This is a genomic window from Sphingomonas sp. Leaf231 (assembly GCF_001421995.1).
Classification (GTDB): Bacteria; Pseudomonadota; Alphaproteobacteria; order Sphingomonadales; family Sphingomonadaceae; genus Sphingomonas.
Genome location: NZ_LMLS01000001.1, coordinates 850,235 through 863,521, shown reverse-complemented (window position 1 = coordinate 863,521; position 13,287 = coordinate 850,235). Strand labels below are relative to the sequence as shown.

The window sequence follows — 13,287 nt, the reverse complement described above, 5'->3', positions numbered from 1 at the left end:
AACATCGCCCCGTCGGATGGTAGCGGCACGGACATGTCCGTTGACACTGCAACCGTCAGGCGTATCGCCGGCCTCGCCCGCATCGCCATCACCGACGACGAAGCCGCCCGGCTCGCGCCCGAACTCGGCAACATCCTCGACTGGATCGAGCAACTGGGGGAGGTCGACACCGCCGGGGTCGCACCGATGACCGCGGTCATTCCCAACCACCTGCGGCTGCGCGACGACGTCGTCACCGACGGCGGCATTCGTCCCGCCGTGCTGGCCAATGCGCCACAGGCCGAACATGGCTTCTTCTCCGTGCCCAAGGTGATCGAATAATGACCGAACTCACCGATCTGGGCATCGCCGCGATCCGCAACGGCGTCCGCGATGGCGACTTCTCCGCCCGCGACGTGGCCGGCGCGTTCAATGCGGCCGTCGTCGCCGCTCGCCCGCTGAATGCCTTCCTCGTCGAGACGCCCGACCACGCGCTCGCCGCCGCCGAGGCCGCCGACAAGGCGCGGGCCGCGGGCGAGCAGCTTGGCCCGCTCGCCGGCGTGCCGATCGGCATGAAGGACCTGTTCTGCACGAAGGGCGTGGCGACCACCGCGGCAAGCCACATCCTCGAAGGCTTCACCCCCGAATACGAATCGACCGTATCGCAGAACCTGTGGAACGCGGGCGCGGGCATGTTGGGCAAGCTCAACATGGACCAGTTCGCGATGGGTTCGTCGAACGAAACCAGCCACTTCGGCAATGTCGTCAGCCCGTGGCGGCGCAGCGACGGTGGCGATGCGCCACTGGCGCCCGGCGGTTCTTCGGGCGGTTCGTCCGCGGCGGTCGCGGCGCGGATCGCGCCCGGCGCGACCGGCACCGACACCGGCGGTTCGATCCGTCAGCCCGCCGCGTTCGTCGGCATTTCGGGGATCAAGCCCACCTACGGCCGCTGCTCGCGCTGGGGCACGATCGCCTTCGCGTCGTCGCTCGACCAGGCCGGGTCGATGGCGCACGACGTTCGCGACTGCGCGATCATGCTGGAGGCGATGGCCGGCTTCGATGCGAAGGACGCGACCTCGCTCGATCTGCCCGTGCCGCAGTGGGAGGCGCAGCTGAACGCCTCGCTCAAGGGCAAGCGCGTCGGCATCCCGAAGGAATATCGGGTCGAGGGTATGCCCGCCGAGATCGAGGCGCTGTGGCAGCAGGGCGTGGCGTGGCTGAAGGATGCCGGCGCGGAGATCGTCGACGTATCGCTGCCGCACACCAAATACGCGCTGCCCGCCTATTACATCATCGCCCCTGCCGAGGCGTCGTCCAACCTCGCGCGCTACGACGGCGTGCGTTATGGCCTGCGCGACCTGCCCGATGGCGCGAACCTTCAGGAGATGTACGCGCAGACGCGGGCGGCGGGCTTCGGCGACGAGGTGAAGCGCCGCATCCTGATCGGCACGTACGTCCTCTCCGCCGGCTTCTACGACGCCTATTACACGCAGGCGCAGAAGGTCCGCGCGTTGATCGCGCGCGATTTCGAGCGTGCGTGGGAGACCTGCGACGTCCTGCTCACCCCCACCGCGCCGTCGGCGGCGTTCGCGCTGGGCGAGAAGTCGTCCGATCCGCTGGCGATGTACCTCAACGACGTGTTCACCGTGCCATCGAGCCTTGCCGGGCTGCCCGCGATGAGCGTGCCGGGCGGGCTGGACGCCGCCGGGCTGCCGCTGGGCCTGCAGATCATCGGGCGACCGCTCGACGAACAAGGCGTGCTGAATGCCGCCCTTGCGATCGAGGAACGTGCCGGCTTCACCGCCCGCCCGCCACGCTGGTGGTGACGCGCTAGATCAAAAGGGGGGGGGGGGCTCGAACGGCCCCCTCCCGGACACGCCGGATTGGGTCGGGTTACGGCAGAAGCAGGGTCTTAGCGGAGCACTTCCTCCACCATGTCGATCGCTTCCGACAGGCGCTCGACCGGCATGGTGAAGCCCTCCGCCACGCCCGGTTCGCCGACTGCGAACGCGAACCGCAGGCCGGCGTCGGCGGTCGCCAGCCGGTGGATCGAGTTGAACGACGTCGGCGACTGGATCGCGAACACGCACGCGCCGTCGCCCAGCACCGCATTGGCGTGCGCCAGCGCCGATCCCTCGACGCCCACGACGATCCGCGCATCGCGCAGCGTCGCCGCGATTTGCTCCGCTGTTTCCTCCTCCGGCGCGACGATCGCGAACCCGCGCGCTGCCAGCGCCGCGATGATCGCCTCCTCGTTCAGCAACTGGCGTCCTGCGGCTTGCGCACCGCGCCGGATGAAGACGCGCGCCGGGCCTCCGCCGCGCACCGCCGCGCGCAGCCGCGCCCGCACGCGGCGATACCGCGCCATCCGCCCCGGATTGTAGCCGCGATCGTCGACCATCCATAACCGGCGCACCAATGTGTCCGCCAGCGCGACGGCGGGTAAGCCGATCAGCGTGCGATAGCCCCCGCCGTGTCCGAAACGCTGCGGATCGAGCACGCCGGGCACGATCCCGCGGTCGATCGCCAGTTGCTCGCGCGACCAGCCATCGGCCACCCAATGTCCGAAATATCGTTCGATGACCCAGTCGGTGCACAGCATCGCCTCGTTCACCGTGGCGATCGTCCCGCGCAGCACAGCGCGCTTGCGATCGGAGCGCAGCACGGTCACGCCGCCACGCCGCATCAGCGTGCCGTCCGCGATCACGACATCGCGCACGATTCGCGCCTCCGTTGCCGGTTCGACGCGGTCGTGGTGGAGCAGGCGGTCGAGGTCGTCACGCGGCGACACGCCGGGGTAATGCGCCACGATCCGCTCCAGCTCGCCAGGCAGGAACAGCGGTGGCGCGCGCTCGACGCGTCCCGCCGCGTCGCACTCCACCGTCTCCGCGCCGCGCCAGAAGCCGTCGGCGGACAGGCGCTGCATGACGCGCGCCGTGATCGGGCGAAGGCTGAACATCGTGGCGGTCCCCCGTGGCTGTGGAACGCGGATGGACCGGACGGACTCTCCCAAGTCAAGCCGGAACCATCCCGTTGCCAGCGCGCGGCCCGCTGACTAGAGCGGCGGTCGAACAGGAGGACCGGAACAGGTGACCGCCAACGCGTATCGTATCAAGGGTGACACCGGCGACTGGGAAGTCGTCATCGGGCTGGAGGTCCATGCCCAGGTGACCAGCAACGCCAAGCTGTTCTCCGGCGCGGCCACCACCTTCGGCGCCGAACCGAACTCGCAGGTATCGCTGGTCGACGCCGCGATGCCGGGCATGCTGCCTGTGCCCAATCGGGAATGCATCCGCCAGGCGGTGCGCACCGGCATGGCGATCGACGCGCAGATCAACAAATGGTCGCGGTTCGATCGCAAGAACTATTTCTACGCCGATCTGCCGCAAGGCTATCAGATTTCGCAGCTGTACCATCCGCTGGTCGGAGAGGGCAGCGTCGAGATCGAGGTGGACGGCACGGCCAAGACGATCGGTGTGGAGCGCATCCACGTCGAACAGGACGCCGGCAAGCTGATGCACGATCAGCATCCGACCCGCTCCTATGTCGACCTGAATCGCTCGGGCGTGGCGCTGATGGAGATCGTCAGCCGCCCCGATCTGAGTTCGCCGGCCGAGGCGGGCGCGTACCTGCGCAAGCTGCGGGCGATCCTGCGCTATGTCGGCAGCTGCGACGGCAACATGGAAGAAGGCTCGATGCGCGCCGACGTCAACGTCAGCGTGCGGCGGGCCGGTGAGCCGCTGGGGATGCGGACCGAGACCAAGAACGTCAATTCGGTGCGCTTCGTGATGGCGGCGATCGAGCATGAGGCGGCCCGGCAGGTCGAGGTGCTGGAGGCCGGCGGCGCGATCGTGCAGGAAACACGGCTGTTCAACCCGGACAGCGGCACGACGCGGTCGATGCGCTCGAAGGAAGATGCGCACGATTATCGCTACTTCCCCGATCCCGATCTGTTGCCGCTCGAACTCGACGATGATTTCCTCGCCGATTGCCGCGCCTCGTTGCCCGAGCTGCCCGATGCCAAGCGCGCCCGTTACGAGGGGCTGGGGATCACGCCCTACAATGCCGATGTGCTGACCGCCGAGGTCGAAAGCGCGCGCTGGTTCGATGCCTTGCTGGAGGCGGGGGCCAAGCCGGTGGCGGCGGCGAACTGGGTGACCAGCGAGCTGTTCGGCGCGCTTAACCGGCTCGGCAAGCAGATCGTCGACAGCCCGGTGACTCCGGGACAGGCCGCCGAATTGCTGGCGCTGGTCGCTGACGGCACGCTCAGCGGCAGCCTCGCCAAGCAGGTGTTCGAGGCGATGCTGGAAACCGGCGACGCGCCGGGCAAGATCGTCGAGGAACGCGGGCTGAAACAGACCAGCGACACCGGCGCGATCGAGGCGGTGATCGCCGACGTGCTGGCCAGAAATCCCGGCCAGCTCGAGCAATATCGCGGCGGCAAGGTGACGCTGTTCGGCTTCTTCGTCGGTCAGACGATGAAGGCGATGGGCGGCAAGGCCAATCCGGCGGTAGTAAATGACCTGCTGAAGAAGGCGCTCGGCTGATTGACCCATAACGGGGGCGCAGCCGCTTGCGTCCGGGCCAACGCTCGCTAGCTTCCCCCCGCCGTCCGTTGACGGCGAGGGGGGACTAACATCATGAATCGCTTGCTTGCGGCGCTGCTTGCGTGCGCGCTGCCGGCCGCTGCGTCGGCCGAAACCTTGACCAATGCCACGGTGATCACCTTGGTGAAGGCGGGACTGGGGGATGAGGCGGTCCTCGCGAAGATCAAGGCGACGCCCGGTCAGTTCGATTTGTCCACCGACCAGATCATCGCCCTGAAGCAGCAGGGGGTGTCGTCCGCCGTCATTGCGGCGATGCTGGCCGCCGGCGGCAATGCGGCGGGTGCCGCTTCCGCTTCGTCGATCGATTCGCCCGACTGGCGGGTGCCCCATCCGGCGGGGATCTACCTGCTGAAGGGAACCGGCGACACCGCGCAGATGGCACGGATCGACCCGACCACCGCCAATCAGACCAAGACCGGCGGCATGCTGGGCTATATGATGACCGGCGGCATCGCCTCGATCAAGATGAAGTCGGTGGTCCCGAATGCGCGCGCGCGCATCCGCGGCCAGCAACCGCGCCCGGAGTTCTTTTTCTACTTCGACGAAGCGAACAGCAGCCTTTCGCACGGAGCGAACACGGGATCGTTCCTGGCCGGACCGACGGTGACCACCACCTCGCCGAACGAATTCAGTCTGATCCGGTTCGACGTGAAGCAGAACCGTCGCGAAGCGCGGGTCGGCAGCTTCAATATCGCCGGCTCCAAGACCGGCGTCATGGACAAGGACCGCATCGCGTTCAGCTACGATCGCGTCGCGCCCGGGGTGTTCCGTGTTCGTCCCGACGCCGATCTGGCGCCGGGCGAATACGGATTTCTGTATTCGATGTCGGCCGGATCGGGGTCCGGCATGTATTCCGGCGGCGTGATGACCGCCCGTGTGTTCGACTTCGCCGTCGGCGACTGACGAGCGCGCCTCCGGGGGTGGGAACCGCTATTGCTGCGTCAGATCCTGGTTCTTCACCTCCCCGCCGGTGCCGCTGTTGCCGTCGAAGGCGCCGGCGTCGGTGAAGCGCGGCGGCTCCTTGCCGCCTTCGCCGCGCTTCACCGCGTCGCTGCGCGCCTCGACCGCCTGCTGGATGTCGGGGCGATCATCGTCGCGGTTCGGTGTCGGATCGATCGTATTTTCGGTCATGTTCGCCTCTCAGATGCTGGGATTGACCGGGGCGGGGTCACCCGAAGGTGCGCCGGGTGCGGGCACATCGATGTCGTGACCCGGCGGATTGATTTCCGGCGGGGGGGCATCCGGCGTGACCGGCTGGCTCGGCTGCGGCACGTCGGCCGGGATGTCTCCGGGGTTGGTGGCCATCGTATTTTCTCCTTTCCTTCCTAACGCGCCGCAACGATGCGGGTTGCCCGCTTGCTCCTGGGCGCAACGCGGTATAGATGCCGCCGACCGGCGGTGTCCGACTAGCGGGCGTGGCGGAACTGGTAGACGCGCCAGATTTAGGTTCTGGTATCGCAAGATGTGGGGGTTCGATTCCCTTCGCCCGCACCAGTCCCCGCGTCAGCGGGGTGGCCACCACTAACAAAATTCTCCTGACGAAAGCGGCCAATGCAGACTGTCGAGACGTTGAACGAGGGCCTGAAGCGCGCCTACACCCTGACCATCTCCGCGGGCGACATCGCCAAGCGGGTCGATGCGGAGCTGAAGCGCGTTGCGCCGCAGATCAAGATGCCGGGCTTCCGGCCCGGTAAGGTGCCGACCAACCTGGTGCGCAAGATGCACGGTCCGGCGATCGAGCAGGACGCGCTGAACACGTCGATCCAGGAGGGTATCCAGGCGCTGATCGCCGAGCAGCAGCTGCGACCCGCCATGCAGCCGACTGTCGAGCTGGGCGAGGGCTACGAGTCGGGCAAGGATGCCGAGCTGAAGATCGAGCTGGAGGTGCTGCCGCAGGTGCCGGCTCCCGCGATCGAGGGGCTGAAGCTGGAGCGTCTGACCGTGCCGGTCGACGAATCGGCGATCGAGGAGCAGCTGAAGCGCTTCGCCGATGGTGCCAAGCGTTGGGAAGACGCCGGTGACAAGGCGGCGGAAACCGGCGATCAGGTGACGATGGATTTCGTCGGCAAGACGATGGACGGCGTTGCGTTCGACGGCGGCACCGGCACCGATATGGATGTCGAGTTGGGCGCGGGCCGCCTCATCCCGGGCTTCGAGGAGCAGGTCGTCGGCGCGAAGGCCGGCGAGGAGCGTCAGATCAAGGTCAGCTTCCCCGAGGATTACGGTGCCAAGGAACTGGCGGGTCAGGACGCGACCTTCGACCTGACGATCAAGGCGGTGAAGACCGCCGGTGAGAGCCAGATCGACGACGAGATGGCCAAGAGCCTCGGGCTGGAAAGCCTCGAGCAGCTCAAGGGTCTGGTCAAGGGCCAGTTCGAGCAGGAAAACAACGGCCTGACGCGTACTTATATGAAGCGCAAGCTGCTCGACCAGCTGGCCGAAGGGCATGATTTCGAAGTGCCGCCGTCGATGGTCGAGGCCGAGTTCAACCAGATCTGGCAGCAGCTTCAGCACGAAGCGACGCACGAGCCCGATCCGCAGGCCGCGCTCGACGAGATGGAGAAGGAGCGCGACGATTATCGCAAGATTGCGGAGCGTCGTGTGCGTCTCGGCCTGTTGCTCAGCGAGATCGGTCAGGCCAATGGCGTCGAGGTGACGCAGCAGGAAATGCAGCGCCTGATGATGCAGGCCGCGCAGCAATACGGCCCGGACGATCGCCAGCGCTTCATCCAGTACGTGCAGCAGGACCCGATGGCCGCCGCCCAGCTGCGCGCGCCGCTGTACGAGGACAAGGTCGTCGACTTCCTGTTCGACAAGGCCGAGATCACCGATCGCGAGACGACCAAGGAAGAGCTGGAAGCCGCGATCGAGAGCGAAGACGGCTTCGCTACCGGCACGCACAGCCACGATCACGACAACCACAAGCCCAAGCAGGCGCGCGGCAAGAAGGGCGCGAGCGGCGGCGAGGGCGGCGATGCCGCTGCGAAGCCCGCGAAGAAGTCGGCTGCCAAGGATGCGCCTGCCGATGAGGTAGGCGGGGCCGAAACCGCGCCGGCGAAGAAGCCGCGCGTGAAGAAGGCGGCTGCGCCGGTCGAAGCGGAGACGCAGGTTGCCGAGGCATCCCCCGAGGCCGCCGAGTCCGCCGAGGGAACGCAGGCAGCGGATGCCGCACCGGCCAAGAAGCCGCGTGCGAAGAAGCCCGCCGCCTGACCTGCCGGGGCTGACCTGCCGGGGCGGGGGCGCGGGTGCGCTTCCGCCGGCCAGGACTGGCGTTACGACCGAAGGCGTCGTCGACGGGGATCACCTCCCGGTCGGCGACGCCTTCTTCGTTATGGTGCGGGCGCGCGCCGTTCGTGCTGCGCGGGTTCGACGGTTCGCGGCAACGAACGGACCGGTCGGCTCAGGCCCCGGCGGGCAAAGCGACGATCGTCGTGTCACGCCGCGGACGCGCCAGCGCGGCGGCGGCAATCACCGTCGCGATCAGCGGCAACATCCAGATGACCCGCATGTTGTAGCGATCGTGCGGCGTCGACAATGCGCCGCAGACGGCGATGTTGATCGCCCAGCCGAACAGCACCCACGCGCCCAGCATGGCATGGCGACGCAGGTCGGGCTGGCGGTATGCCCATATGAACGCCGCGATGCTGGCGATCAGCAACGGCCACGCCAGCGCGACGACCACGCCTAGCGGTATCGTGCGGCGGAACGCGCCGGTTTCGCGCAGCTGCGCGGCCAGGTTCGGCGGCATGCGCTCGACGAAGCCGCCATATTCCTCGGGCGTGTAGTGGAATTCACTCAGGCCGACCTGCCGCGCCTGCTCCAGAATCGCCGCCGCCGACGATTGTATCACCTCGCCCGGGCGGTCGCGCAGCACCGCCAGCACGAATGGCATCTGCTCGCGCGACAGTGCCCGCGCGTCGCTGGCCGGGATGGTCATGAAGACGCCGTCCCAGGCGTAGGGGCTCCACAGAAAACTGTCGCTGGGCGAAGGCAGGCGATCGAGAAAACGGCACAGCACCCAACGCTCCGTCCCGCAATGCTCGCGCAGATAATCGGTCCCCACCCCATCGGCGGTCAGCCGCGCAGTGATGAACGGCGGTCGCACCGGCGGATGGCCGGTCATCCGCTCGACGACCGCCGAACTGGCCATTTCGCCGGCCAGTCCGACCAGCGCCGCCGCGACGATCCCGGCGATCGCCGCGCGCGCCGGTACGTTGGGGTGGCGCAGCAGCCGGAACAGCGCCGCGACGGTGACGATCGCCAGCAGGATCAGCATCGTCGCGCTATGCGTCAGCGCACCGAAGGCGATCAGCGCCATCCACCCGATCCGCCCGATGCGCGTCTCCCGTCGCCACCCGACCAGCAGCGTGGCGGCGGCGACGATCGCCAGACCTGCGAACGCATCCGGCGTCAGCATCGCGGCATAGAAGGGCAGCGGCGTCACCATCGTCACGGCGACCGCGCCGGCGACTGCCGCGGCGAAGGCGGTGTGACGCGCGGGAGAGACGGCATGCCGGACGACGCCGATCACCACCATCATCGCGGCCAGCGCCTGAATGGCGATCACGACCCAGAAACTGCCGGCCAGGACGCCAAGATAGGTCAGCGCACCGTAAAAGGGCGATCGCCCCGCCAACACCGGCGGCCCCATCGGCTGGAAGGGACCGGCGGCCGTAACGGCCGTTGCAGCGGCCGGGGCCGGGCGGGTGGAAGGTGCCGCGACCCGTAGTGTCCGGCTCGACGTCCAGTCGCTCGGCCGGTTCAGCACGCGCACCGCCAGCGCATCGATGGTGCGGATGTAGGACGAGGTGTCCGGAAAGAAAAAGGCGCCGCCATTGACGAACGCTGGCCACAACAGCAACGGAGCGAGCAGCAACAACGTAAGCTGTCGCGCCGCCATCCTTGTCAGGACCGGTTCCGGATCATCACGCTTCAATGTAAGGTTCCCTCGATTTTAAAGGCTTTAGCACATAAGAGCGCCAGGGCGAGCGTTCGCGGCCGCCGGGGGGTGACATGATGGTTCGAATTGGGAAACGGCCGTCGGTGGCCGTGCTGCTGCCGTGCTACAACGAGGAAGCGGCGATCGCGCAGACGATCGCGGGCTTTCGCGCCGCGCTGCCGGACGCGACGATCTACGTTTACGACAACAACAGCCGGGACCGCACCGTTGAGGTGGCGCGCGCTGCCGGCGCGGTGGTGCGGACCGAGCGTATTCAGGGCAAGGGCGCCGTGGTGCGGCGGATGTTCGCCGACATCGACGCCGACCTCTACGTCATGGCCGATGGCGATGCGACCTACGACGCCAGTGCCGCGCCCGCGCTGGTTGCGCGGATGCTGGACGAACAACTCGACATGGTCGTCGGCTGCCGGATCGGCGAGGCCGCGGCGGCGTACCGGCGCGGCCACCGGCTGGGCAATGCGATGCTGACCGGCATGCTGACGCGGCTGTTCGGACGCAGCTTCACCGATATCCTGACCGGCTATCGCGTGTTTTCGCGCCGCTTCGTCAAAAGCTTCCCCGTGCTGTCGGTGGGCTTCGAGATCGAGACCGAGATCAGCGTCCATGCGCTGGAACTGAAGATGCCCGTGGGGGAGATCGAGACACCCTATTTCGCGCGTCCGGAGGGATCGGTATCGAAACTCAGCACCTATCGCGACGGCTGGCGTATTCTGGGGACGATCGGTACCCTTTACCGGATCGAGCGACCGTTGTGGTTCTTCGGCGGGCTGGGGATGGTGCTGGCGCTGCTGGCGGTGGTGCTGGCCGGCCCGCTGGTGGTGACCTATGTGGAAACCGGGCTGGTGCCGCGCGTGCCCACCGCCATCCTGACGACCGGGCTGATCATCCTGGCGGCATTGTGCGTCTTCGCCGGCTTGATTCTCGATACGGTGGTCCATGGCCGGCGCGAGGTGCGGCGGCTCGCCTATCTCGCACATCCCGCCCCCGGCGCGGCGGCTGTCCTACAGGCGGCGGACCGTGGCACGATGGCGGCGGGGGGCGCAGATCATGCGGTAGGGGCGGGGCCGACGCCCGGCCTGCTGCAGGAGGGATCGCAAGGGTGACGTGATGTGAGCTTTGTCAACTTCCACGAGTCGCGCTGCCGCTCGCCCGCACGGGTCGCATGGGGGCTTGAACCGTTTCGCCTGAGCACCGATGTTGCGGACGTTCCCAAAGCCGAGAAGAGAGTTTTTCATGCACAATCCGTTCGACACCGGCGATTTCGCGGGCAAGCTGGCGAACGCCGGGCTGGGTATGCAGCAGACGCAAGCCGGCTTGGTGCCGATCGTTATTGAGCAGTCGAACCGTGGCGAGCGTTCGTTCGACATCTTCTCGCGCCTGTTGCGCGAACGGATCGTGTTCGTGACCGGCGGGGTGGAGGATGGGATGGCCAGCCTCATCACCGCGCAGCTGCTGTTCCTGGAATCGGAAAATCCGAAGAAGGACATTTACATGTACATCAACTCGCCGGGCGGTGTCGTCACGGCGGGCATGGCGATCCACGACACGATGCAATATATCCGCCCGCGCGTCGGCACGGTCTGCATCGGTCAGGCCGCTTCGATGGGCAGCTTCCTGCTGGCATCGGGCGAACCCGGGATGCGCGTCGCGCTCACCAACAGCCGGATCATGATCCACCAGCCGTCGGGCGGTGCGCAGGGCATGGCCAGCGATATCGAGATCCAGGCGCGTGAAATCCTGCGCATCCGGCACCGCCTGAACGAATTGTACGCCCGCTACACCGGGCGCTCGCTTGAGGAGATCGAGCGTGCGATGGACCGCGACAAGTTCATGTCGGCGGATGAGGCCAAGGAGTTCGGCCTGATCGACGAAGTGTTCGACAAGCGTCCGCAACCCACCGAGGACGTCGGAGCGACGGCCTGATCGTGACGGACGGCGCGGGCGTCGCTTGCCCGCGCCGTCATTCCGGATGTCCGATCCTGGCCGGGCATTTGCCGCTCCTCATAACTCGATCCTGTCCGCTCCGCAGCGGATGACCGCCGGGCCGACCGACGCTATTCGCGTGTGGCGCGTCGGCGCCGTCGAAGCAGGCTGCGCGCTCGCCGGGCGCTCCACCCTTGAAGCCGGCCTCCGAAGGTTCGATATGACATTCTCGGATCACGATGCGCGATGGCGGGCGGTGCCGGAACCGGGATCGGCCACGGCGTAAGCCCCGCTTTGTACGTTGTTGGTTAAGGTGCGGTGGGATAGGCTGCACCGCGCACACGGCGGGCAGGCGGCCCGCGACGAAGGATGGACTGAATGACGAAACTTAGTGGCGGCGATAGCAAGAGCACTCTCTATTGCTCGTTCTGCGGCAAGTCGCAGCACGAGGTGCGCAAGCTGATCGCTGGTCCAACCGTCTTCATCTGCGACGAATGCGTCGAACTGTGCAACGACATCATCCGCGAGGAGACGAAGTCGGCGCTGGTCGCCAAGAAGGATGGCGGCGTGCCGTCGCCGCAGGAAATCTGCGACGTGCTCGACGATTACGTCATCGGGCAGAAGCAGGCCAAGCGCGTGCTGTCGGTGGCCGTCCACAATCACTACAAGCGGCTGAACCACGGCGCGAAGGGCGCGGACGTCGAACTGGCGAAGAGCAACATCCTGCTCGTCGGCCCGACCGGCTGCGGCAAGACGCTGCTGGCGCAGACGCTGGCGCGCATCCTCGACGTGCCGTTCACCATGGCCGATGCCACGACGCTGACCGAGGCCGGCTACGTCGGCGAGGATGTCGAGAACATCATCCTGAAGCTGTTGCAGGCCTCCGATTACAACGTCGAGCGTGCGCAGCGCGGCATCGTCTATATCGACGAAATCGACAAGATCAGCCGGAAGGCCGAGAATCCGTCGATCACCCGCGACGTCTCCGGCGAAGGCGTGCAGCAGGCGCTGCTCAAGTTGATGGAGGGCACCACCGCCAGCGTGCCGCCGCAGGGCGGGCGCAAGCATCCGCAGCAGGAGTTCCTGCAGGTCGACACGACCAACATCCTGTTCATCTGTGGCGGCGCGTTCAGCGGGCTGGAGAAGATCATCGGCGATCGCCTGCAAGGCAAGTCGATCGGCTTCGGTGCCTATGTCGCAACCCCGGAGGAGCGTCGCACCGGAGAAGTGCTGCGCCAGACCGAGCCGGAGGATCTGCTCAAGTTCGGCCTGATCCCCGAATTCGTCGGACGTCTGCCGGTGATCGCGACGCTCGAGGACCTCGACATCCCGGCGCTGGTCAAGATTCTGTCCGAACCGAAGAACGCGCTGGTCAAGCAATATCAGAAGCTTTTCGAGATGGAGGAGGTCAAGCTCGGCTTCACCGACGATGCGCTGGTCACGGTCGCCAAGAAGGCGATCGAGCGCAAGACCGGTGCACGCGGCCTGCGATCGATCCTCGAGGCGATCCTGCTCGACACGATGTTCGACCTGCCCGGCATGGATTCGGTGGACGAAGTGATGATCGACAAGGACGTGGTGGAGGGTCGTAAGGACCCGGTCCGCGTCTATGCCGAAAAGAAGAAAGCCGGCGAAGTCGCCTGACGATCGGAAGCCGTCACCTGTGACCGGGTGACGGCTCCTTGCCGATCGGGATCGGGGCGGCGGCGACCGGGACCGCGCCCGCCACGGAAATGGCGCTCCGCCGTTCGCCGCCGCATGTGGTTCAAGGTCAAGCCATCGACGTGGCGAGCCTTTGACGTGGATCGTGTCCGTCGC

At 66.9% G+C, this 13,287-nt stretch carries 12 protein-coding genes and 1 tRNA gene; 9 read left to right on the top strand and 4 right to left on the bottom strand.

Features of this window, described 5'->3' with window-relative positions; genetic code table 11:
* Positions 1-33: 33 nt before the first annotated feature.
* Positions 34-321: an Asp-tRNA(Asn)/Glu-tRNA(Gln) amidotransferase subunit GatC gene (gene gatC, locus ASE95_RS04115; protein ID WP_056631771.1), complete on the top strand. Its 288-nt coding sequence runs from the start codon at positions 34-36 to the stop codon at positions 319-321.
* Entirely contained in the window at positions 321-1,805 is a 1,485-nt protein-coding gene (gene gatA / locus ASE95_RS04110; RefSeq protein WP_056631768.1) for an Asp-tRNA(Asn)/Glu-tRNA(Gln) amidotransferase subunit GatA, read from the top strand. Before gatC ends, gatA begins: the two co-directional genes overlap by 1 nt.
* A gap of 86 nt (positions 1,806-1,891) precedes the next feature.
* Here the strand turns inward: gatA and ASE95_RS04105 are convergent, their stop codons facing one another.
* On the bottom strand, positions 1,892-2,938 hold the full coding sequence (locus ASE95_RS04105) for a glycosyltransferase 61 family protein (RefSeq protein ID WP_056631764.1): 1,047 nt from the start codon (positions 2,936-2,938) through the stop codon (positions 1,892-1,894).
* A 130-nt stretch (positions 2,939-3,068) separates the two neighbouring features.
* Here ASE95_RS04105 and gatB point away from each other — a divergent pair, with 130 nt between their 5' ends.
* Positions 3,069-4,526, top strand: coding sequence for an Asp-tRNA(Asn)/Glu-tRNA(Gln) amidotransferase subunit GatB (gene gatB, locus ASE95_RS04100; RefSeq protein WP_056631761.1), 1,458 nt, complete (start codon positions 3,069-3,071; stop codon positions 4,524-4,526).
* Between the two features lie 93 nt (positions 4,527-4,619).
* On the top strand, positions 4,620-5,489 hold the full coding sequence (locus ASE95_RS04095; RefSeq protein WP_056631758.1) for a hypothetical protein: 870 nt from the start codon (positions 4,620-4,622) through the stop codon (positions 5,487-5,489).
* 27 nt (positions 5,490-5,516) lie between these two features.
* Here ASE95_RS04095 and ASE95_RS04090 read toward each other — a convergent pair whose 3' ends face one another.
* Positions 5,517-5,717, bottom strand: a complete 201-nt coding sequence (locus ASE95_RS04090; RefSeq protein ID WP_056631755.1) for a hypothetical protein — start codon at positions 5,715-5,717, stop codon at positions 5,517-5,519.
* Positions 5,718-5,726: 9 nt separating this feature from the next.
* Positions 5,727-5,891, bottom strand: a complete 165-nt coding sequence (locus ASE95_RS17995; protein ID WP_200918733.1) for a hypothetical protein — start codon at positions 5,889-5,891, stop codon at positions 5,727-5,729.
* A gap of 104 nt (positions 5,892-5,995) precedes the next feature.
* Between ASE95_RS17995 and ASE95_RS04085 the strand changes: the two genes are divergently transcribed.
* Together ASE95_RS04085 and tig are read left to right on the top strand one after the other, a co-directional pair.
* Positions 5,996-6,080, top strand: a tRNA-Leu gene (locus tag ASE95_RS04085).
* Positions 6,081-6,137: 57 nt separating this feature from the next.
* Complete coding sequence (gene tig, locus ASE95_RS04080) at positions 6,138-7,796, top strand: trigger factor (protein ID WP_056631752.1); 1,659 nt, start codon at positions 6,138-6,140, stop codon at positions 7,794-7,796.
* A 190-nt stretch (positions 7,797-7,986) separates the two neighbouring features.
* Here tig and ASE95_RS04075 read toward each other — a convergent pair whose 3' ends face one another.
* Positions 7,987-9,522: a hypothetical protein gene (locus ASE95_RS04075; protein ID WP_156347869.1), complete on the bottom strand. Its 1,536-nt coding sequence runs from the start codon at positions 9,520-9,522 to the stop codon at positions 7,987-7,989.
* A gap of 80 nt (positions 9,523-9,602) precedes the next feature.
* On the opposite strand from ASE95_RS04075, the gene ASE95_RS04070 reads away from it, so the two are divergent.
* From ASE95_RS04070 to clpX, 3 genes are all read left to right on the top strand, one after another.
* The gene (locus ASE95_RS04070) at positions 9,603-10,649 is read left to right on the top strand and encodes a glycosyltransferase family 2 protein (RefSeq protein ID WP_082449968.1); all 1,047 of its coding nucleotides are present in this window, start codon (positions 9,603-9,605) and stop codon (positions 10,647-10,649) included.
* Positions 10,650-10,779: 130 nt separating this feature from the next.
* The gene (gene clpP / locus ASE95_RS04065) at positions 10,780-11,469 is read left to right on the top strand and encodes an ATP-dependent Clp endopeptidase proteolytic subunit ClpP (protein ID WP_056631746.1); all 690 of its coding nucleotides are present in this window, start codon (positions 10,780-10,782) and stop codon (positions 11,467-11,469) included.
* A 378-nt stretch (positions 11,470-11,847) separates the two neighbouring features.
* Positions 11,848-13,113, top strand: coding sequence for an ATP-dependent Clp protease ATP-binding subunit ClpX (gene clpX / locus ASE95_RS04060; RefSeq protein WP_056631744.1), 1,266 nt, complete (start codon positions 11,848-11,850; stop codon positions 13,111-13,113).
* Positions 13,114-13,287 lie beyond the last annotated feature (174 nt).

Bases quoted from the DNA above. Each gene is read 5' to 3' on its own strand.
- gatC (WP_056631771.1), top strand. From the start codon at position 34: ATGTCCGTTGACACTGCAACCGTCAGGCGTATCGCCGGCCTCGCCCGC.
- gatA (WP_056631768.1), top strand. From the start codon at position 321: ATGACCGAACTCACCGATCTGGGCATCGCCGCGATCCGCAACGGCGTC.
- ASE95_RS04105 (WP_056631764.1), bottom strand. From the start codon at position 2,938: ATGTTCAGCCTTCGCCCGATCACGGCGCGCGTCATGCAGCGCCTGTCC.
- ASE95_RS04095 (WP_056631758.1), top strand. From the start codon at position 4,620: ATGAATCGCTTGCTTGCGGCGCTGCTTGCGTGCGCGCTGCCGGCCGCT.
- ASE95_RS04090 (WP_056631755.1), bottom strand. From the start codon at position 5,717: ATGACCGAAAATACGATCGATCCGACACCGAACCGCGACGATGATCGC.
- ASE95_RS17995 (WP_200918733.1), bottom strand. From the start codon at position 5,891: ATGGCCACCAACCCCGGAGACATCCCGGCCGACGTGCCGCAGCCGAGC.
- tig (WP_056631752.1), top strand. From the start codon at position 6,138: ATGCAGACTGTCGAGACGTTGAACGAGGGCCTGAAGCGCGCCTACACC.
- ASE95_RS04070 (WP_082449968.1), top strand. From the start codon at position 9,603: ATGGTTCGAATTGGGAAACGGCCGTCGGTGGCCGTGCTGCTGCCGTGC.
- clpP (WP_056631746.1), top strand. From the start codon at position 10,780: ATGCACAATCCGTTCGACACCGGCGATTTCGCGGGCAAGCTGGCGAAC.
- clpX (WP_056631744.1), top strand. From the start codon at position 11,848: ATGACGAAACTTAGTGGCGGCGATAGCAAGAGCACTCTCTATTGCTCG.